Origin of the sequence: Alishewanella sp. SMS8, from assembly GCF_030737935.1 — a bacterium.
In the GTDB taxonomy this organism is placed as follows: domain Bacteria; phylum Pseudomonadota; class Gammaproteobacteria; order Enterobacterales; family Alteromonadaceae; genus Alishewanella; species Alishewanella maricola.
The window spans coordinates 336,288-357,421 of the sequence record NZ_JAPJEA010000003.1 but is presented as its reverse complement, the minus strand read 5'-3'; the positions used below and the strand labels follow the sequence as shown (position 1 = coordinate 357,421).

Here is a 21,134-nt window from a genome sequence, read left to right as displayed (position 1 = left end):
AGTGTGGTATGACCAGCTTGCGGCGGAGATTATAGGAGCGATGAAGTAAATGCTTGTACCGAGGATGACAAAACGTTGTGATAGCGGCATAATCGAGTGCGAACTGCATAAAAGCAGACAATAATAATAATTCATTACCCGGGGACTCCATGAATTCTCAATCCACTGCGCTGGGCAACCATCAAACTCAGCCACAATTTTTCGGCCATCCGGTCGGGCTTTATGTATGCTTTTTAACTGAAATGTGGGAACGCTTTTCGTTTTACGGCATGAAATATTTGCTGTTGTTATATTTAACAAAATATCACCTATTCAGTGACGCCGGCGGCTTAGATGTATTAGGTAGCTATGCCGGTTTGGTGTATGCCATGCCCGTGATCGGCGGCATGCTCGCTGACCGTTATTTAGGAATGCGCAAAGCCGTTACCTTTGGTGCCATTTTGTTGTGTTTAGGTCACTTAGGCCTTGCCTACGAAGGCTTCCAAGCCTATGTCGAAAACGATGTGGTCGTGCAAGATACCGGCGCAATTCAAGTGTTCTACTTTTCGTTAGCCTTAATCATCATGGGTGTGGGGTTTTTAAAGCCAAACATTTCTACTATCGTTGGCCAATTGTACGGTAAAGATGATGCCCGCCGCGATTCTGGCTTCACCATCTTTTACATGGGTATCAATACCGGCTCATTTATTGCCACCTTATTGGTTACCTATATCGGTGAAAAATTCGGTTGGGGCTGGGGTTTTGGTTTAGCCGGTATCGGTATGGTACTAGGCTTAATTGTGTTCTTAGCTGGTCAAAAATACCTGTATGGTTATGCCGAGCCCAATGATCCCGTGCGCTTAAAACAAAAGGTATTTGCTTTTGTCGATCGTGAATGGCTGATTTACCTAGCAACAATCCCTGCCCTGTTTGTTGTTTGGCAATTAGTACAATACAACCCTATCGTTCATTCTGCGTTGTTAGGTTTATCGTTCTTAGTTTTAGCCGGCGTGATCTGGTTTATGGTAACGCAATGCAACAAAGAAGAGCGTGATCGCATGTTAGTGCTGATCATCTTAACCTTCTCTACAGTGGTGTTCTGGGCCTTGTTTGAACAATCTGCTTCATCCATGACCTTGTTTGCCGATCGAGTAATGGATCGAACAGTGTTCGGTTTTGAAACTACCGCTGGTCAATACGGTGCGTTAAATCCCTTATTTATTATTACCCTAGCGCCTATTTTTGCTTGGCTGTGGGTGGCACTTAGCAAACGTAAACTTGAACCGAGTACGCCAGTTAAATTTGCACTGGGTATTATGCAAGCGGGTTTAGGCTTTGGAGCCTTAGTCATTGGTGCACAATTTCCGAATGAAGCGGGCTTAGTCAGTGCCGGTTGGATGGTGCTAGCGTATATGCTGCATACCATGGGCGAATTGTGCTTATCCCCAGTGGGCTTATCAGCAGTTACCAAATTAGCTGTCCACAAAGTGGTCGGTGTGATGATGGGCGCGTGGTTCTTGGCCACCGCATACTCAGAATTACTGGCAACGCAATTAGCTAAACTGGCCGCCATTGAAACCCCCAGTGGTGAAGTCGCCGATGTTGGCGCTGCCTTAGCAGCCTACACTGAGCTGTTTACCTTCTTATGTTACTTTGGTATCGCTGCAGGTATTTTTATGTTGGTTATCAGCCCGCTACTGAAAAAACGCATGCACGGCATTCAATAATCTTAAACACTTCTTTACCCTCAAACACCTCGGTCTACTGGCCGAGGTGTTTTTTTATGGATTTACGGCTAAAGTTATTGCTGTAGCGGCCGCTACAACGTTAATTGAAAATGGATCTAGGGATAACTCATGAGTAGCATTAAAACCGACAGCATGGTAAGTCCGCTACGTAGCAATGCTAATAACGCTGCTGTGATCCCAGAGAAACTGAGCAAACAACAACAAAATGCCGCTATTTTAGCGGCCAGTGAAAAAGTCGCGCTGCAAAGTAATAACAACACCCTCAGCCTGCTTTACAAAACAGCACTCGAAGGCATTAACGAGGCGCTAGAGCCAACCTTAGGTAAAAACGCCAGCAAAAAAATCTATGAGTCTGGCATTGATACCTCGCCCGAGGCCACGGCCGAACGCATTGTCAGTTTTGCCACTAGCTTGTTTAATATCTATAAACAACAGAAACCATCAGAAGATAGCTTAAAGCAATTAGATGATTTTATGGGAACCATCGGCAAAGGCATTGAGCAAGGTTTTAACGATGCAAAGGCTATCTTAACTGGGTTAAAAGTGTTTGAAGGTGATGTCGAAACAGGTGTCGCTAGCACCTACGACATGGTAATGAAAGGCTTACAAAATTTCCGTGAAAAATTAATGGCAAGCTATGAGCAACAAGCCGAAACGGTTAAAAATGAGCCAGAGACAAAAACCCCATAACCAACATTAAGCGTTTATTCCGCAATAGGCTCGATACGAGTGACCAATAATTGGTCAATTTTGTAGCTGTCGATATCAACCACTTCAAATTTATAGCCAGCATGCAGCACAAAATCGGTACGTTTCGGAATTTTCTTTAGGGTATACATCATAAAACCCGCAATGGTTTCGTAGTTTTCGGCATTCGGAAAACGCGATATATCCAGTACCCGCATCACATCCGCCAGTGGCGTTAAGCCTTCAACTAACCATGAATTACTGTCACGCGCGACAATCTGCTCTTCTTCTGAATTAACCAACTCGCCCATCACAATACTCATCACATCTTTTAAGGTGATAATACCCACCACCATCGCGTATTCGTTTAAGATAATGGCAAAGTCGATTCCCGCCGATTTAAAGTGCTCTAACACCTCATATAAAGACAAGGTATCGGGGATAATTAATGGCGTGCGCACAATGCCGTCTTTTTGCAAAGAAATAGGCTGATCGTGTAATACCTGCATTAAAATATCACGGGTATCGACATAACCAATCACTTGATCTAACACACCCGCGCACACCAAGAACTTCGCATGGGGATGCTCAGCAATTTTCGCTTTAATACTCTCTTGCGCTTCGTCTTTGGTGAAAAAGATTAAGCTTTCGCGCGCCGTCATGGCAGAGGTTACGGTGCGCGATTCCATATCAAACACGTTTTCTAGTAACTGATGCTCATGTTCTTGTAACACACCCGCCTGCGCGCCGGCATCCATCATCGCCATAATATCATCGGGGGTAATATCATCTTTACGCAATGTCGGTATTTTAAGCATACTAAAACACCAATTGGCTAAACCGTTAAACAACCACACTAAGGGTTTAAGCAGCATAATCAGTAATAGCATGGGGGCGACAATGCGCAGCGCAATTTGCTCGGGGGCAATCATGGCTAAACGTTTAGGCATTAAGTCTGCGAACAAGATAAATAATGACGTGACAAAGAACACGGACAAACCAAAGGCCGCAGGTTGTACCCAAGTTTCGTTGCTAAACAAACCAAGCATATTGGCAAAATAAGGTGTAAAAGCCGATTCACCTAAAATACCGCCGAGTATCGCCACGGCATTAAGACCAATTTGCACTACCGTAAAAAAATTACCAGGGTGATCTTGCAGCGCTAAAATTTTCTCTGCGCGAACATCGCCCTCAGTCGCTAATAAACGCAAACGCATTTTGCGCGAGGCAGCTAAAGAAATTTCAGAAACAGAAAAAAAGGCGCTGGTGGCGACTAAAGTAGACATGATAATAAGGTATTCTAAAGCACTCATAATAAATCCATTCTCGTGATATCGCCTTTATTAAGCATTATGCTGAACTATTTAAATTATACCTGATTTATAAGTATATTTTTTTAAAGTGGACTTATTATGCAATCTTAGTTAAAACTATAGAATAAATTTAAGTTAAATTTGGTTTCATAAAAATAATGTCATTAACTAAATGTTTTATTGTTCTTGTTTTTACTCTGGCAATATCGCTGCTACCTAATTGGGCAGTGGCGCAAGAACATGTTAGCGATGACACGAAACACGTTCAGTTTCAAGCTATGCGCGATGCTTCAGTTGAGCAAGCATTAGACGAATATTTAACGTTAACCTTAGTTGACCCAGAACAAGCAAATCTAAAACTACAAAGTATCATCGACCGCCTTCCTACTAATCTGGCTGAAGACAATACACCTGAGAGCACTGTAAGAGCACTAACTTACCAGCTATTTGCTCATTTATATCAAGCCAACTCTTCTGCTGTAGATGATATTTTAGCGACTCTGGCAGAAATTAAAAATAACACTACATCAGTTAACGCCATTGCAGAAATTATGGCTGCAGAACTCGAAGTGCTGTCTTTTCGCAATCAAAGTAATCAGGCATATATTAATGCTGAAATACTGGCCGGTATACTCACAGACGTTGAAAACCCCCGAGTTAAATATTGGATAAACGCTCTACTAGGTAGACTATTTAGACAAGACACACAATACGAAAAGGCGTTAAAACATTATGAGCAAGCACTTGATGCCTTAAATACAACAAACGACAGTAGAACTTTAGTTCGTAGCACCTCTTTAAGACAACAGATTGCAATTGTGCATACCGATTTAAAAGATTGGCAACGTGCACGAAGTTTGTTAGAAGAAGTTTATAAAGATTTGTTACGCTATAAACAAGACCAACTTCTACCTGACCTATTTTTATCGCTCGGTTTTGTCATGGCGGGTCAAAAAGATTATGCCGCAGCTGTGGAAGTGAATCTCAAAGGTTTAGCCCGCGCCCGAGCTCAAAAACAGCAGAGTCTGGTGCTTACCTTCATGAACAACCTTGGTTCGGTGTATATCGAGCAACAAAATTATCCCGCAGCAAAAAATATTCTAGAAGAAGCATTAACTGAAGCGCTAGCATTAAAAGATACAGAAAACGTTAACCTTATTAACTTTAACATCGGTTATTTAGAAGTACTTTTAGGTGACGCCGAATCAGGCCTGACCAAAATGCAAAACGCTTTTGCTTTTTACCAGCAACGCGATAGTAAAACTGAACTAGAAGACCTACTTGGGTGGTTTGCTAAAGCCTATAAATCGCTTAAAGACTATCCAAAACTAGCCGAAACCCTTGAGTGGCAAATGCAACTTCGTGAAGAAATTGCCGCAGCGTCCAGTGAAAAAATTACACGTGATTTGTTATCTCGCTATGAACTCAAATCTCAAACACAGCAAATCACTATCTTACAACAACAAAACGAACTGCAAGAAGAGATGCTTAAAAATAAACAACTGCAGCAAACCATTACCCTTTTGTTTATTTTTATTATGGGCTTAGCGGCGTTGTTGTTGGTTAATTTATATCGCAAAGTACAACGCTCTAATCTACGCTTAAAAGAAGTTAACAAACAACTGGAATATCAGTCTTTACGCGACCCATTAACCGGCTTATTCAATCGACGTGCTATGCAAGATAAAATGGCAAAACGCCATAAAAGCAGCCAGCCGGATGCTTGCGCACTCTTATTGTTAGATATCGACTTTTTCAAACAAATTAACGATAACTATGGCCATGCGGCAGGTGATGCCGTGCTGATTGATTTAAGTCGACGCTTATTGACCTTAACTGATGAGAACGAGCTGTTGATCCGCTGGGGCGGTGAAGAGTTTTTAATTGTAATTCAGCGTTTAGAGCAAGAAGAAATTGATCAACTCTGCCAGCAAGTGTTGCAAGTAGTTAGCGCCCTGCCCGTGACATACGAAGGCAATGAGATCCCCGTGACGATTAGCGGTGGCTTTATTCGCTTACCGTTTTCGCAAGTGCCTGAACATCAATTTAACTGGGAAAGAGTATTACAGGTTGCCGATATGGCCCTTTACTTAAGTAAGTTGAATGGCCGTAACCAAATCAACCTGATTGACGAATTGAAAGTGCCGTTTGCCGATGCAGAGCCGCATTTACAATCAGATCTTAATGGTGCGATACAAGAAGGTATGATTAAACTTCATACTATTCATGGCTAAAAAGGTTAGTTAGCACTATGAGCCTAATTGACCAATTGAGTTAAAGGCTTTTGTTGACTTTTCGAAAACTAAATCAAAAGCCGGCTCGTTTTTGCCAAATAATGCTCAAATAAGTTCAATGGTAATGGTTTAGAAAAATAGTAACCTTGATAATGGTAACATCCCAGTTTGAACAAGGTTTTTAACTGCTCCACCGTCTCTACGCCCTCAGCCATCACTTCTAATCCTAAGGTCTGGCCTAATAAAATGATCATCTTCGCAATAGCCTGATCATTTTCATCTGTCAGTAAATCGGCAACAAAACTACGGTCAACTTTCAATTGATATAAGGGCAAACGCTTTAAATAGACTAACGAAGAATACCCTGTACCAAAATCATCCAAAGAAAAACGGATCCCTTTAGCCTGCAAAATCTGCATAATACCAATAACATTATCAAAATCTTCAACCAACACACTTTCAGTAAGCTCCAGCTTCAGCGCCGACGCATCAATAGCAGTGTGTTTTAAAATTTCGAGCACCTTATCTGAAAAGTTAGCTTGTTTTAATTGCTTAGCGCTAATATTTACCGACAGTTCTAAACGGGCTGTACTAGGCGTTTGCTGCCAAACAGCCAATTGTTTACAGGCATGAAAAAGCACGTACTCACCGATTTCCACAATCAAGCCGGTCTCTTCAGCAAAACGAATAAACGCATCTGGACCAAGTAAGCCGCGCTCGGGATGACGCCAGCGTAACAATACTTCAGCCCCCAGCACGACCCCCGGATGAACCAATTGTGGCTGATAAAACAATTCAAACTGTGCTTGATTTAATGCTTGCCGTAATTCGTTGGCTAAATTCAAACGTTGGTTAGCTTGTTCCTGTAATGTCATGTCAAAAAAGCTTAGGCCATTACCCCCCGCTTGCTTTACTTGGTAAGTGGCAAGATCGGCCTGTGTAATAAGAACATCGGTATCATGCTGCCCGCCCAAAAACAAAGTGCAACCAATACTGATGGTGTTTTTTTCTCTGAGCGACATTAAATCGTGATTAAAAAGGAGTGCGTACTGTAAACGCGCTGCTAATTCCGTTACCGCCTGCACCGCTTTACAACGCTCAGCAGTAAACAATTCGCTTAATACTAAGAATTCATCTGCACTAAAGCGCCCAATGGTGTCTCCCTGCGGCAACACCGATTGCAACGCTTGGCCGATAAGTTTAAGGACTTCATCTCCTTTACTAAAACCTAAGCTATCATTGAGTGTTTTAAAATCGTCGACATCAATAAACAGTAATGCCACATAAAACTGATTACGATGGCTTTGCAATTGGGCTTGATGGATCCGATCTAACATTAACTGCCGATTGGCCAAACCGGTTACCGTATCGTAAAACGACAAACTTTCTGCTTTTTCTTCAGCCTCTTTTCGCAATAACGCGCCGCAAATATTACCCGCAATCAGACTTAAGCCGGCCACTTCTGCTTCAGGCCAATCCTGTAATTGTTTCACCATATCAATACCAAACATGCCGATTAAGCGTGTATTGCTGCGTAACGGGATCATCAAAAGCGATTTGATACCTTGACTGGCTAACAATTGATACTCATTTGACGTGTGCTCTAAAACGGAAATATCTGCGATACGCGAGATCTCTCCCTCTTGCCAGCTGCTAAACCAGCCACCAAATTCTGCTGAAGCTAAATTTTGTAAACACGATTTTTGAGGCGAAACATCCGAGGCACACCATTCATGTGTGTTACTTGCAGTCACTAAGTCGGCACTAAACATAAATACGTAACAACGATCAGCACCATAAAACATACCAATACGCGATATGGCTTTATTAATGACGTCATCCACTTCGTTAGCTGAACTCAACACAAATTCAGCGGAAATCGCCGCAACTAATCTAAAAAAAGCAACGTTATAGTCTTGGTTAACAGACAATATTCTCTTCCCAATTTAAACATACTTCAAAAGTGTATCTGTAAATTCAAAATTGCGCTAGCCAAGCACTCAAAACGTGGTAGCTCAACTATTGCGCCTTAGCCATAAGTCTAGTTTTATTTCATTATAAATTCTGTACATTGGTTATATAACTAAACATCCTTAAGGATACTAACATGTCTTACCTACAAGAATATCAAGCGTCTGTTGCTGATCCCGCTAAATTTTGGGCTCACAAGGCTAGTAAAATTGCTTGGTATAAAGCGCCTACAACAATTATCAGCCAGTATGACAATGTTTATCACTGGTTTGCCGATGGTGAGCTTAACACCTGTTATTTAGCACTGGATCAGCAAGTGCTTGAAGGCCGTGGCGAACAAACTGCGCTAATTTATGACTCTCCGGTAACGCAAACCAAACAACAATACACTTATAAGCAACTCCTCGATGAAGTAGCAAAATTCGCCGGCGTATTACAAGCACATGGCGTAACCAAAGGTGATCGTGTGGTCATCTACATGCCGATGATCCCACAAGCGGTGATCGCCATGTTAGCCTCAGCAAGACTGGGCGCCATTCACTCAGTGGTATTTGGTGGTTTTGCACCGCATGAGTTAGCGATCCGAATCGATGATGCTAAACCCAAAGTGGTGATCAGTGCCTCTTGTGGCATCGAGATTAATCGTGTTATCAGCTACAAACCGTTACTTGATAGCGCGATTGAAAAAGCAGAATTTAAACCCGAACACTGTATCATTTTTCAGCGCCCGCAAGATCCTGCAACCCTAGTTGCAGGGCGGGATGTGGATTGGCAACACGCAATGCTTAATGCCACAGCCGTAGACGCCGTGCCGGTGAAAAGTACGGATCCGCTTTACATCCTTTATACCTCTGGCACCACCGGCAAGCCTAAAGGCGTGGTGCGTGATAATGGCGGGCATGCGGTTGCCTTAACATACAGCATGAAAGCTATCTATGATATTCAAGCCGGCGATGTGTTTTGGGCCGCCTCAGATGTGGGCTGGGTGGTTGGGCATTCTTATATTGTTTACGGCCCACTGCTTGCAGGTGCCACCACTATTTTGTATGAAGGTAAACCGGTATTTACACCCGATGCAGGTGCATTCTGGCGAGTATGTGCGGAATATAACGTAAAAGCCATTTTTGCTGCGCCCACCGCCTTTCGTGCCATTCGTAAAGAAGATCCGCATGCTGAGCTGTTAAAACCGCATAACTTAAGCCAGTTAAAACATGTTTTTATGGCCGGTGAGCGGCTTGATCCCCCCACCTATCAATGGGCTTGCGAGGTATTAGGTAAACCTGTAATTGATCACTGGTGGCAAACTGAAACAGGCTGGGCCATTTGCGCCAATTTAGCCGGTGTTGAATTACTGCCAGCCAAGCCAGGCTCGTCAACCAAACCTGTACCTGGCTATCATGTGCAAATATTAGATGATGCAGGACAAGCTGTACCCGCCAACACGCAAGGCAACATAGCAATTAAGCTGCCACTGCCTCCAGGGTGCTTAACCACCATCTGGGACAATCCAGAGCGCTTTAAAGCCGGTTACTTAACTAACTTCCCAGGCTATTACAGCAGCGGCGATGGCGGCTACCTGGATGAAGACGGTTATCTGTTTGTGATGGGGCGCACGGATGATGTCATTAACGTTGCCGGGCATCGTTTATCAACCGGCGAAATGGAAGAGATTTTAGCCTCGCACCCTGCCGTAGCAGAATGCTGTGTTATCGGTTTACCTGATGAATTAAAAGGTCAGCAGCCTGTAGGTTTCGTGCTACTGAAAAACGGCATCACCGTTGATGAAACGACCCTGCAAGCAGAGTTAGTCGCGTTAGTAAGACAAGAAATCGGCGCAGTTGCCAGCTTTAAAAAAGCATTAATCGTGCCTCGGCTACCCAAAACACGTTCGGGTAAAATATTACGCAAACTGTTACGGCAAATAGGTGAAGGGCAAAGCTACCAAGTCCCCTCCACTATCGACGACCCAGCTAGCTTGCCAGAGATTGCCGACATCATGAAACAACGCGGCATCACCTAACCCCCCACTACAACACTGGCCAGACCGCACTCCGGTACTGGTTTGTCCACACTCAGACACTGGTCAGACCGCACTCCGGTACTGGTTTGGCCACACTCAGACACCTTTGGGCATGCTAAAGACTAAGCTTGTTGTTCTGGAAACTGCTGCCGGCGAATTGTGGCAAACTGTGAGCGACATAAATAAAAAGTAATAGGCCGTGTGATCAACGGATAAACCACTACCAATAACAGAATATAACCTGGGATGGCTAAACCTTCAGCGCGAGCAATTAAAATAAATAACGTAGAAAGAATAATTAACTTAATAATATTCAAAGTTATTTTTGTAGGTGCTGCTAGCCTATCAGCTGCGGTACGAATCACTTCCATTCGCTGAGAAAAATTCAAGCCAGCAAGCTCGGGGATACTCTGACTGTTAAAATAAATCATCTATTACCGCCTTAAACAAAACTACTAATAAACTTCAATAAACTAGTTTACGTTATAACTGGCTAAATCGACTGGTCGGACCGGCACCGGAGTGTGGTCAGAGGTTTGACTTGTACCGGAGTGTGGTTGTACCAGTGCCTGAGTGTGGTACAACCAGTACCGGAGTGTGGCCATACCAGTGTATTTAACTGGCATGGCTTGTACCGGATTTCGGTACGACTAGTTAGTCGTAGAACGGTGAACGGCTCTCGGTCCTGTCGATAAGCTTAATGGGGCGATTAAGCGGTTGACCACCGTCTCGACCAATGGGTACCCATGGAATACGGCCTCGGCCTTTAGCAGGGCTAATCGAGAACAAATCAAACGGTAATGATATATAAAAGCCTTTAGTGAAACTGCCTTCGCCATACTCTTCTGAACTGACATCCGTTATCGCAGCATAAGCGCCCACAACGATACCGCTATCAAACCGCTTAGCAAAATCAACATTAACCCCTTTATCTTTAGCTAAAAACTGACCGATATTGAAGGTTAACAAGGTGTCTTTTAGAAACTCAGGTTGCCAGTAAACATTCACATGCCCCGTTACGGTTTTGTAATCCAGAAACCCAAAATCATTTTCGTATGAACGCTGTTTTACATAGTTTAAATCGACGCCAAAGGCTAGCGTACTATCAACAGGTCGATACAGAAACTCTGCCCCGGCCCCTGCAAACATCGTTTCAAGGTAACCCGCGTAGGCTTGCGCAAAAACTGACGGCGCAATTTCTTGCTGCCAATGCCCATAAATGTTTTCAACCGATAATTTGCTGCGAGTAACATACTCACGAACATAAGTACGCACTCTAGGTAATGCCGACTCCTGAGCATCCACTTTAAAATTAAAGGAATCAAAATTCTCTAACACGGTAAGTTTAGCCGTGGCATTCATACTAAATTGGTTGTTAAAACGATATCCGCCCCCTAAAAATAAACCGCCTTGATACATATAGAATTTTTCTGGGTTACCAAAAGATTGCACCCAAAAAATTTCAGAGCCGGTATAAAAACCACGGTCATCGGTTAAATTAACTAACTCCAGCGCAGCAGCATCGGGCTGTTGTCTAACATAGGTTGAACGTAGATCAGGCTGGAACAAATTGTTCTGTGCCACATCAATAAAATCTTGCACATTAATCAGCTTTTCAACTTGCGGCATATGGCTAGCATATTCAACAAGTCGAATAGTTTTAATATTTTCAGGCAATTGCGCAATAATCACGCGCGCGACCCGATCGGTTAGCTCAACATCATCACGATAATTGAGAGACTGCCCATGCAAAATAAACTCATCCTTCGTCATGCGAATACTTTTGGGTAAAAATGCGGCGTTGTAATATAAGTTATGCGTTAACTGGTTAAAGTTTATATTGGCAGACGAATCAATTTTAACACCCGTTACCGGCAGCTTAGCGGGGGTGATCTTAATTTGGCTGGCTTCATGCATATTCAGCCGGTAATGCACGCCAAAACCTAAGGTGTTACCGCGCTGATAATTAACATCAAACGTAAAATCATCCCATTGATAAGCCGCACCTACATTCCAGCGGCTGTCTTGCGCTAACACACCCGCACGATCTTCGGTATAGTCGTTGCCTTCATATTCTAATTTTAATACTAGTGGTTGCCACGGTGTTTGATAGGTTATGCCACCAAAAACAGAAGCCGGGCCTTTAAAGAATTTTGAATAGCTAATTTTCCCCCCCTGACCAAGAGTGCCGCCAGGGCGATTACAAAAACTGTCGCGCACTTCACAAAAAGGGTTGGTTATATTACCGGCGGTACCTAAATAGCCCCAGCCCATTCCTAAATGAAAATCAAAATCACCCGCGCGCTTACTCAAAGCTACAAACTCACTTTCAAATAAGCCTGTGCCACCAAAGTCTTTAAAACCCAGCGACACTTCAGGTAAATAACGGCTTTCTTGTAATAAACGAAACTTAACATCTAAGCCTTTGTCTTTAAGTGTTTGATCGCCACTAAATCCTGGCGAGTCACTATAAAGCCTAGTACGAACATCGGTATAACGTGCGGTGGCTTCCATCCATGGGAACAGCTGAATACTGACCGACCAAAAACGGTATTCTTCGTTATCGGTATAATTAAGCGAAAGATCACCATCCGCTGCCATGCGAGATGTGGGCGTTTGCAGTAAACCTACACCACCATGAATAGCTTGAGATACCCGCGCCGGTGCTTGCTGCCAAGTATCATCTGCTAAGGCTGCACCGGGCATACATAAGATGGCAAGCGCCGATAATTTAAATACGGAAGAGATGTTCTGCATTAATCCATCCTGTTCACGGCAAGTGCTAGAAGTTTTTTATTCAACTCGGCAAAGTCTTTAGAAAAATAACCATGCGAAAAAGGAATATATAAAGTTGAACCGGGCATAACCTCAACTCGGTCTTGTTGCCAAGCACCACGCAAAATTTCAATGACGTTGCCATTGGGTTGAATAAGATAAAAGCGGCTGGTATCGGCTGTTGGATGTTCTGGTATGGCGTCAAAATAGTCATGCACGCTTGTTGCTGAACGCAGTGGTAAATTAACATTTTTTGCCACTGCACCCCACACAGGTACTTCTACTGGCCTAACCTTTAACTGCAAACGATAATGACCACTTTCGAAAAGCGGATTAAATGCCTGTTTAGCTCGGGCTAAATCATAATCGATAACAAGCGGAATTTTTTCTGCCAGTTGCCAAGAAGAAAGCTCGTCAGCCAGCCGTTTTAATAAAAGTTGCACCTCATCATCCGCATCGAGCATTAACGCAGAGATTAACGCTAAGGCTTCGCTTCTTTGTTGTTCAAGCTGTAAAGCATCCAAACGGTACAACTGGCTTGCCGGCCAATACCAGGCTTGCTGCAGCGCCACAGGTGCGAGCACCTCAGTTAATCGCGGTTGCTGCTCAAATTTAAATTCAGTCGAACCCATTTTTACTTCAACTACGGGCTTGGCTGCCACCACCCCACTGGCGGCACAACATAAACCCATAAATAGTGCTGTGATAAGTTTCATATTGCATCCTCGGCGATAAATAGCCCTTCGCGATTCAAATGCCGCACCACTTCACTAATAAAAACCAGCTCTAAAGGCTGAGTACCAGGTTGTAATTGCTGCTGACTTTTTAATACCTGCCCCGTTTTCGCCTCAAGCCAAAAAACATTTTGCCATTGTTGATCAAAACGCCAAAACGAAGCAGGATTATCATACTCAAGCGTTTCAATCACTTTAATGGTATTAACCGAATGGGTAAAAAAAGTCAGCTGGTCTTGCTGCACAGAAAACTTAGAGCGAATTTGATAGCCGTACTCACCGGCGTGCCAATCTACAGCTCGGATCCAAGCACTGTTATTAAGGCTGTTCCACTTTAAGGGGTCAGATAACAGGTTACTGACATACAGTAAATCATTACTTAAACCCAAGGTTTTTATGATGCGGCCGTGATCGGTTACTAACACAGATTGATCTGCCGACAGCCATTTCATCTGCTCGCCATCAACCGCCATTAAACCCATGGCAATACGCGAATTTTCACCCAACCGCACGTATAAAAAATCGTTATTCGCCTGCACAATAGTGCTATAGGTTAAGGTGATATCTGTTGGGGTTTTGAACACTTGTTTAGCCATATTGGCATAGTGTTGATAAGTATTGGAACAGCCTGATAAAAAGCTCAAAATAACAAGCAGTAAAATACGCGCTAGCGAGTTCATAAAGGTAAAGCCTCAGGTGAGCTACACTCAAAAAAAAGCCGCCAACAGGCGGCTTTTTTTAACAATACCAATTATGGCAGAATAGTTGCGATAGCTGGGTAAGTTGTTGTCACTGGCACACTGATAGTGCTCGTGTTTGTACCTGTACCCGTAACAGTAACTGTGGTGCTGTTGTTAGTACAAACGCCATCTACTGGCACACCGTCGCCTTCGTTACAAACCAGCGTAAATACTGGATCAGTTGGGCCGCCATCACCACCATCACCACCATCCACTACCAAGCCGTCAGCTGAAGCGTTAGACACAATTGCCGCAGCTACTGCTGCTGCAACACCTGCTGCAGTTAACGTTGCTACAGACAATGAACCAAAAGTAGTAACAGAAGACGCAGTAGTTGAAGCGGTATTTGTAGCTTGAGCACTAACACCCATTGACAACAATAAAGCCGCCGCAGCTAAACTTAACTTTTTCATAAATATCCCTCTAAAGTAAAAATATATTGTTGACAAGAATACCCGATAACATGGGGTTTGACAACGTGACATTGTGTTTCAATTAACTCATTTCATTTACGCATAGTTAGATGACACTATTACCTTTATTACCATTAGGCAATTTGCTGTGTTTTGTTTTCATCCCTAACTGTCGCTAATGTTAACGGCGCGGTTGCATTAGCAATAGAGGCAATTTGCGCCGCCGTGCTCACATCGCATGCCGCGTTCGCCACTAAATCGCTGGTCGCATTACTGTAGTTAAATTCTGTTGGTGCTGAACGAATTAGCGCAATAATATCTTCCACCGCAAACTCATCACAGGCTTTGTCTAACCGTTGCAGTAAATGTTGCATTTCAGGCCAGGTTAAACACACTTCATCGGCAGCCATAATTCTGCTGTGCTCAGTTTTGCGCACATTGTTACCCACCAGCAGTTCTTCGTATAATTTTTCACCTGGTCGAAGGCCCGTGTAGCGCAACTCAATATCGCCATCGGGGTGCTGCTCGTCTTGCACTTCTAAACCCATTAAGTGGATCATTCTTTTTGCCAGATCAGAAATTTTGACTGGTTCGCCCATATCAAGCACAAAAACATCACCGCCTTTGCCCATCGCACCGGCTTGTATCACTAACTGCGCCGCTTCCGGAATGGTCATAAAATAACGAATAATATCTTTATGCGTAATAGTCACTGGCCCGCCTTTACGAATTTGCTCCCTAAATAAAGGAACAACGGAACCAGATGAACCCAGCACATTACCAAAGCGCACCATACAAAAACGGGTTTTAGTTTGATACTGCGCCAAGGCTTGCAACACTAATTCGGCTAAGCGTTTAGACGCCCCCATCACATTGGTTGGCCGCACCGCTTTGTCAGTTGAAACTAACACAAAGGTTTCTACGCCGGCTTTAATAGCCGCATCAGCGGTAAACCAAGTACCGAATACATTATTGCGTACACCTTCAACCACATTATATTCAACTAGCGGTACATGCTTGTAAGCCGCAGCATGATAAACGGTATTCACCTTAAACGTGCGCATTACGGTTTCAAGGCGGTTTTGTCGCTGCACCGTACCCATAACAGGAATTAACGTAACATCCAAACCTTCTTGCAAAATAAAATTCTTTAACTCTTGCTCTATCGCATACAAACCATATTCGGACAGCTCAAACAGCAACAAGGTGATAGGTTCACACCGAATAATTTGCCGGCACAACTCAGAGCCAATAGACCCGCCAGCACCGGTTACCATGACCACCTTGCCTTTAATGTTGGCGTTAAGCAGTTTTAGTTTTGGTGCAACCGGATCACGGCCGAGTAAATCTTCAATTTTTACGTCTTGCAACTCATCAATACGCATGCTGCCATTCACCACATCGCTCATGCCCGGAATAGATAATACTGGGATCGGTAACTCTTCTAACTGATCCAATACATCACGGCGACGCGAGCGACTGGCCGACGGCATGGCAAGTAGCACCCGGCCAATATTTTTTTGTTTAATTAAACTGGCAATACCGTCTGGGCTACTAACCGGAATACCTAAAATGGTTGAACGCTGCAAGGTAGTATCATCGTCTACAAACATCACCGGGTGATATTGTTCGCCGTTTAATAAGGCTTGCGCCAATTGGCGCCCCGAAGAACCCGCACCATAAATTAACACTCGGGTTTTATGGCCATTATTGTTCGGCTGAAACAACATACGGGCGCCTAAACGAATACCCCCCGAAGTAACCAAAGCAACCAAGGCATACACAATCACCAAGTTAGTACGGTCATGTACCCCCATAACAGCGAACAAACTGGCCAGTGCAATAGCACTTAGCACAATACCAAAGAGTACCGCGCCTAAAGCATGCTGGCCGACATAACGAATAACCGCACGATATAAACCCAGTTTTGTAAAAATAAACAAGGTAAGCGGCAAAGCAATAACGAAAGCCAAAACAATAGGTTGCAGCTGCTGTGTTTCTTGCCCTTGCGTGAGCAAGTACGCTAAAGCTAACGACAACACCAGAAAAAAGGTATCTATACCTACCGAAATAATACGTTTCACTGAGCGCGGTAACGCCAGTAACCATGCAAGCATGATGAACTCCTAGTTACCGGCAACCTCACCGGCAAACTTTATAAACAACTTTACAAAATAGTATAGCGTAATAAGGCCTTTTTAGCGGTTAGCGTTGAGCAAGCCCGTTAACCACTGCTGAAAATCTGGCCCAAGGTTTTTATCCCGCAAGCCATATTCAACAAATGCCTGCATATAGCCCAGCTTGTTGCCGCAATCATGGCTGCGGCCTTTAATGTGATAAGCATTTACCGCCTGCGCTTTCATCAAGATCGCAATGGCATCAGTAAGTTGGATCTCATCACCCGCGCCTAGTGGCGTATATTCTAACGCTTCCCAAATATCAGACGAAAACACATACCGGCCCACTACGGATAAATTAGATGGCGCTTCATCTACCGGCGGCTTTTCAACAATCGCCGTCATCGCAATGGACTCGCCCGCCGCTAACGGCTGACCTTGCACATCGGCTACACCATAACTGGTCACATTTTCCATTGGCACCGGCTCAACCATTACCTGGCTAACACCGGTATCACTAAATAAAGTGGCCATATGCGCTAGGTTATCGCGCTTTAAATCGCTGTCGTAGCCATCAATTAACACATCAGGTAATACCACGGCAAAAGGTGCATCACCTACTAAAGGCCGAGCACAGAGTACCGCATGGCCTAAGCCTTTAGCTTGACCTTGCCGCACATGCATAATGGTCACATCTTTCGGGCAAATTTTTTGTACTTCATCTAATAATTGGCGTTTAACCCGTTTTTCTAACATCGATTCAAGTTCAAAACTAATATCAAAATGGTTCTCAATGCTGTTTTTAGACGAGTGCGTAACCAAAATAATTTCTTTAATGCCCGCAGCAATACACTCTTGCACCACATACTGAATAAGCGGTTTATCCACCACCGGCAGCATTTCTTTTGGAATAGCTTTAGTAGCCGGTAACATCCTGGTTCCCAACCCCGCCACGGGAATGACTGCTTTACGCACAATACTTTTTTGCATATTTCTTCCATTCAAAATTGCTAAAGCCAAACTAATAGCTGACTATAAAAAACTAAAAACTAAAAACTAAAAACTAAAAACTCAACACTCAACACTCAACACTCAACACTCAACACTCAACACTCAACATTATAATACCCCCGATACCAATCCACAAAGCGCTGCATGCCCAAGTCAATTGATGTGGCAGGTGTAAAATCCACAGCGGCTTGCAAATCATCAATATCAGCATAAGTGGCCGGCACATCACCGTCTTGCATCGGGTAATATTCTTTTATCGCTGTTTTACCGGCGGCTTGCTCTATGGCCTCAATAAACGCCATTAACTTTACGGGTTGATTGTTACCAATATTAAAGATTTTATACGGGGCAAAACTTTCTGAAGCATTACTGCCATCCCATTGTGGTTGTGCAACAGGTGGTTTGGCCTGAATTCGCACTATGCCCTCAACAATGTCATCAATGTAAGTAAAGTCTCGCATCATCTGGCCATGATTAAACACTTTAATCGGTTCACCGCCTAAAATAGCCTTGGTAAATAAAAACGGTGCCATATCTGGGCGGCCCCAAGGGCCATACACAGTAAAGAAGCGTAAGCCGGTGGTAGGTATGCCATATAAGTGGCTGTAAGTATGCGCCATTAACTCGTTCGACTTTTTGGTTGCGGCGTAAAGCGAAACCGGATGATCCACCCGGTCGGTGGTGCTAAACGGCATTTTCGCGTTCATACCATACACCGAACTCGACGACGCATACACCAGGTGCTCAACCTTATTATGCCGGCAGCCCTCTAAAATAGTTAGGGTGCCAATAACATTGCTGTCGGCATAGGCCAATGGGTTCTCCAGTGAATAACGCACCCCCGCTTGGGCACCCAGGTGAATAACCCGCTGAAACTGCTCAGCAGCAAATAGCGCTGCGATGCCCGCGCGGTCGGCTAAATCCATTTGCATAAACCGAAACCCCGGCTTCCCAGCTAACTGCGCTAAGCGATCGTGTTTAAGTTGCACCGGATAATAATCATTCAAGTTATCAAGCCCAACAACACTGTGCCCTGCAGCCAACAAACGCTGGCAAACATAAAAGCCAATAAAACCAGCAGCGCCAGTTACTAAATAATGCATCTAAACTCCAACTTTTTTGAAACATTACTCACAGCTATACTGCTGGTGACTAGCTGCTTTCGCAGCAGTAACCGGCCCAAAGGGCCTAATGACGGTGCATTGAGCAAACTGGTTACCGCTTATGAAACAAGCTAGTCACTACCAAATAAATCACGGGTGTAAACTTTGTCAGCGACATCCGCCAATACATCACTGTGTCGATTTGCGACAATAACATCAGCAATTTTTTTAAACTCGTCAATATTTGTAATGACCCGACTGTTAAAAAATTCAGCTTGTTTCAGCTCGGGTTCAAACACCACCACTTCTACGCCCTTGGCTTTAATGCGCTTCATGATACCTTGAATAGCCGAAGCACGGAAATTATCAGAGCCAGCTTTCATTACTAAGCGGTACACACCAACAATTTTAGGATTACGCTTAATAATTGCATCAGCAATATAGTCTTTACGCGTTCGATTGGCCTCAACTATTGCCTGAATGATGTTATTCGGCACATCTTTATAATTAGCCAACAACTGCTTGGTGTCTTTCGGTAAACAATAGCCACCATAACCAAAGCTCGGGTTGTTGTAATGATTACCAATACGTGGATCTAAACCCACACCTTCAATTATTTGCCGTGAATCTAAGCCATGGCTTTCAGCATAGCTGTCTAGTTCATTAAAGTAAGCAACACGAAGTGCTAAGTAAGTATTTGAAAATAGTTTAATTGCTTCGGCTTCCGTACTGTGTGTAAACAGCACAGCTACATCTTGTTTAACCGCACCCGCTTGTAATAAAGCCGCAAATTGCTCTGCACGAGCACTTTGCTCACCCACAATAATGCGTGATGGATATAAGTTGTCGTAAAGTGCCCGACCCTCGCGTAAAAACTCAGGTGAAAAAATCAGATTTTCAGTAGCAAACTTCTCGCTGGCCGCTTTAGTAAACCCCACCGGTACAGTCGACTTAATCACCATTACCGCGTTGGGGTTAACCGCCATTACCGCTTGAATCACCGTTTCAACACTGCTGGTGTTAAAGTAATTAGTAACGGGGTCGTAATCAGTTGGCGTAGCAATAATCACAAAGTCGGTATCGCGGTAGGCCGCAACCGCATCCAAGGTTGCAGTAAATTGCAGCGTTTTATTGCCTAAAAAATCACTAATTTCCTTATCTTCAATAGGGGATCGTTTAGCATTTAATAGCGCCACTTTTTCTGGCACGATATCAACAGCCACAACTTCATTGTGCTGAGCAAGCAACATTGCATTCGACAACCCCACGTAACCCGTACCGGCTACGGCAATTTTTAAACCTGACATAGAGTCCCTTTATTAACCAATCAAAATATTATTCACTAAACCAAGCAATGCTTCTTGCAGCGACTGCTTCGGCGAAACATCACCGTGCAAAATACGCAATTGCAAATTTAGGCGTTATTCGACATAACAAAAACCGATTAGATGCATATCGAAAGATCTGCAGCAGCAAATAGTCAAACTTGAAATAACTTATTAAAAAAAGCCAAAACTAAAAACTAACCACCGTATTTCGCAGCAAAACGAATTACGCGCTCAAGACACTGTAATAGCTACTCAGCGATACCAAAAGCTTTATTAAGCAAGGCAGCCTGAATTTCCGGATCATCAGGATAGTCGTGGGCAAATTGATTATGCATTTCCCTGAGTTTTAACCACTGCTCAACTGAATCAAGTGCACCTATCTTTTCAAGTCGGTTCAATTTATCGATAAACGTATTAAGCTCACCCTCTTCATGGGTTAAATCTATTATCGCCGGTAGTAGCTTAGCACCCATCGCATCCTGCAATTTAGAAAAACGCACGATAAATTGGTCAAATATTGCCAGTTCGATATCGGTCAGTTGCGCCAAACTATCTGCAGTAAAAGGGGCTTTTTCAGCTAAATACCTCATGGACCAGCGCAAGCGCTCTGCATGCACTATACATACTTCAATGATCCCCTGAAAAATAGCCTTGTTCATAACGGAACACCGGTCTCTTTAGCAATTTTATAAATGGGCAATGCGGTTCCGTTTTTACGATTAATCACCAAATCAATCTTTTGATCGCCCAGCGCAAGGCGGAGTTCAACAAGCGCATTGAGCTTAGCTTCAACAATATCGTCGACAGAACAAAATTCTGGTTCAATGTAGAGATCAATATCGCCACCTTTGGCGTTATCATCGATTCTTGAACCAAACAAGCGTAACTCAGAGTTATGACCAAAATGTTTTAAAAACACTTGCCTGATAATTTGCTGTTGTTGTTCAGTTAGTCTCATAGC

17 protein-coding genes are annotated in these 21,134 nt (G+C 43.7%); 4 read left to right on the top strand and 13 right to left on the bottom strand.

Features of this window, described 5'->3' with window-relative positions; genetic code table 11:
* Positions 1-149: 149 nt before the first annotated feature.
* Together ORJ01_RS12105 and ORJ01_RS12100 are read left to right on the top strand one after the other, a co-directional pair.
* Positions 150-1,706, top strand: a complete 1,557-nt coding sequence (locus ORJ01_RS12105) for a peptide MFS transporter (protein WP_306178244.1) — start codon at positions 150-152, stop codon at positions 1,704-1,706.
* A gap of 129 nt (positions 1,707-1,835) precedes the next feature.
* Positions 1,836-2,417 (top strand): DUF5610 domain-containing protein, encoded by a 582-nt coding sequence (locus ORJ01_RS12100; protein ID WP_306178243.1) that lies wholly within the window; start codon positions 1,836-1,838, stop codon positions 2,415-2,417.
* A gap of 14 nt (positions 2,418-2,431) precedes the next feature.
* On the opposite strand, the gene ORJ01_RS12095 is transcribed toward ORJ01_RS12100, so the two are convergent.
* On the bottom strand, positions 2,432-3,727 hold the full coding sequence (locus tag ORJ01_RS12095; RefSeq protein ID WP_306178242.1) for a hemolysin family protein: 1,296 nt from the start codon (positions 3,725-3,727) through the stop codon (positions 2,432-2,434).
* Positions 3,728-3,885: 158 nt separating this feature from the next.
* Between ORJ01_RS12095 and ORJ01_RS12090 the strand changes: the two genes are divergently transcribed.
* The gene (locus ORJ01_RS12090) at positions 3,886-5,961 is read left to right on the top strand and encodes a diguanylate cyclase domain-containing protein (protein WP_306178241.1); all 2,076 of its coding nucleotides are present in this window, start codon (positions 3,886-3,888) and stop codon (positions 5,959-5,961) included.
* A gap of 68 nt (positions 5,962-6,029) precedes the next feature.
* Here the strand turns inward: ORJ01_RS12090 and ORJ01_RS12085 are convergent, their stop codons facing one another.
* Positions 6,030-7,892: a bifunctional diguanylate cyclase/phosphodiesterase gene (locus tag ORJ01_RS12085; RefSeq protein WP_306178240.1), complete on the bottom strand. Its 1,863-nt coding sequence runs from the start codon at positions 7,890-7,892 to the stop codon at positions 6,030-6,032.
* Between the two features lie 176 nt (positions 7,893-8,068).
* Between ORJ01_RS12085 and ORJ01_RS12080 the strand changes: the two genes are divergently transcribed.
* The gene (locus ORJ01_RS12080) at positions 8,069-9,952 is read left to right on the top strand and encodes a propionyl-CoA synthetase (RefSeq protein WP_306178239.1); all 1,884 of its coding nucleotides are present in this window, start codon (positions 8,069-8,071) and stop codon (positions 9,950-9,952) included.
* A 122-nt stretch (positions 9,953-10,074) separates the two neighbouring features.
* Here the strand turns inward: ORJ01_RS12080 and ORJ01_RS12075 are convergent, their stop codons facing one another.
* The 11 genes from ORJ01_RS12075 to ORJ01_RS12025 form a co-directional block, all read right to left on the bottom strand.
* Positions 10,075-10,383 (bottom strand): DUF6170 family protein, encoded by a 309-nt coding sequence (locus ORJ01_RS12075; protein WP_226750136.1) that lies wholly within the window; start codon positions 10,381-10,383, stop codon positions 10,075-10,077.
* Between the two features lie 223 nt (positions 10,384-10,606).
* Complete coding sequence (locus ORJ01_RS12070; RefSeq protein ID WP_306178238.1) at positions 10,607-12,709, bottom strand: YjbH domain-containing protein; 2,103 nt, start codon at positions 12,707-12,709, stop codon at positions 10,607-10,609.
* Positions 12,709-13,443 (bottom strand): capsule biosynthesis GfcC family protein, encoded by a 735-nt coding sequence (locus ORJ01_RS12065; protein WP_306178237.1) that lies wholly within the window; start codon positions 13,441-13,443, stop codon positions 12,709-12,711. The genes ORJ01_RS12070 and ORJ01_RS12065 overlap by 1 nt, the downstream gene beginning before the upstream one ends.
* The gene (locus ORJ01_RS12060; RefSeq protein WP_306178236.1) at positions 13,440-14,141 is read right to left on the bottom strand and encodes a YjbF family lipoprotein; all 702 of its coding nucleotides are present in this window, start codon (positions 14,139-14,141) and stop codon (positions 13,440-13,442) included. The genes ORJ01_RS12065 and ORJ01_RS12060 overlap by 4 nt, the downstream gene beginning before the upstream one ends.
* 71 nt (positions 14,142-14,212) lie before the next feature.
* A complete protein-coding gene (locus tag ORJ01_RS12055) occupies positions 14,213-14,614 on the bottom strand; it encodes a hypothetical protein (RefSeq protein WP_306178235.1) in 402 nt (133 codons plus the stop codon).
* 134 nt (positions 14,615-14,748) lie between these two features.
* Positions 14,749-16,731 carry a nucleoside-diphosphate sugar epimerase/dehydratase gene (locus ORJ01_RS12050; protein WP_306178234.1) on the bottom strand — a complete coding sequence of 661 codons (1,983 nt, stop codon included), beginning with the start codon at positions 16,729-16,731 and terminating at the stop codon, positions 14,749-14,751.
* 81 nt (positions 16,732-16,812) lie between these two features.
* A complete protein-coding gene (gene galU, locus ORJ01_RS12045; protein WP_306178233.1) occupies positions 16,813-17,721 on the bottom strand; it encodes a UTP--glucose-1-phosphate uridylyltransferase GalU in 909 nt (302 codons plus the stop codon).
* Positions 17,722-17,837: 116 nt separating this feature from the next.
* The gene (locus ORJ01_RS12040) at positions 17,838-18,845 is read right to left on the bottom strand and encodes an NAD-dependent epimerase (protein WP_306178232.1); all 1,008 of its coding nucleotides are present in this window, start codon (positions 18,843-18,845) and stop codon (positions 17,838-17,840) included.
* A gap of 131 nt (positions 18,846-18,976) precedes the next feature.
* Positions 18,977-20,152, bottom strand: a complete 1,176-nt coding sequence (locus tag ORJ01_RS12035) for a nucleotide sugar dehydrogenase (protein WP_306178231.1) — start codon at positions 20,150-20,152, stop codon at positions 18,977-18,979.
* A gap of 269 nt (positions 20,153-20,421) precedes the next feature.
* The gene (locus ORJ01_RS12030) at positions 20,422-20,832 is read right to left on the bottom strand and encodes a hypothetical protein (RefSeq protein ID WP_306178230.1); all 411 of its coding nucleotides are present in this window, start codon (positions 20,830-20,832) and stop codon (positions 20,422-20,424) included.
* Positions 20,829-21,131 (bottom strand): nucleotidyltransferase domain-containing protein, encoded by a 303-nt coding sequence (locus ORJ01_RS12025; protein ID WP_306178229.1) that lies wholly within the window; start codon positions 21,129-21,131, stop codon positions 20,829-20,831. Before ORJ01_RS12025 ends, ORJ01_RS12030 begins: the two co-directional genes overlap by 4 nt.
* Positions 21,132-21,134: the final 3 nt, after the last annotated feature.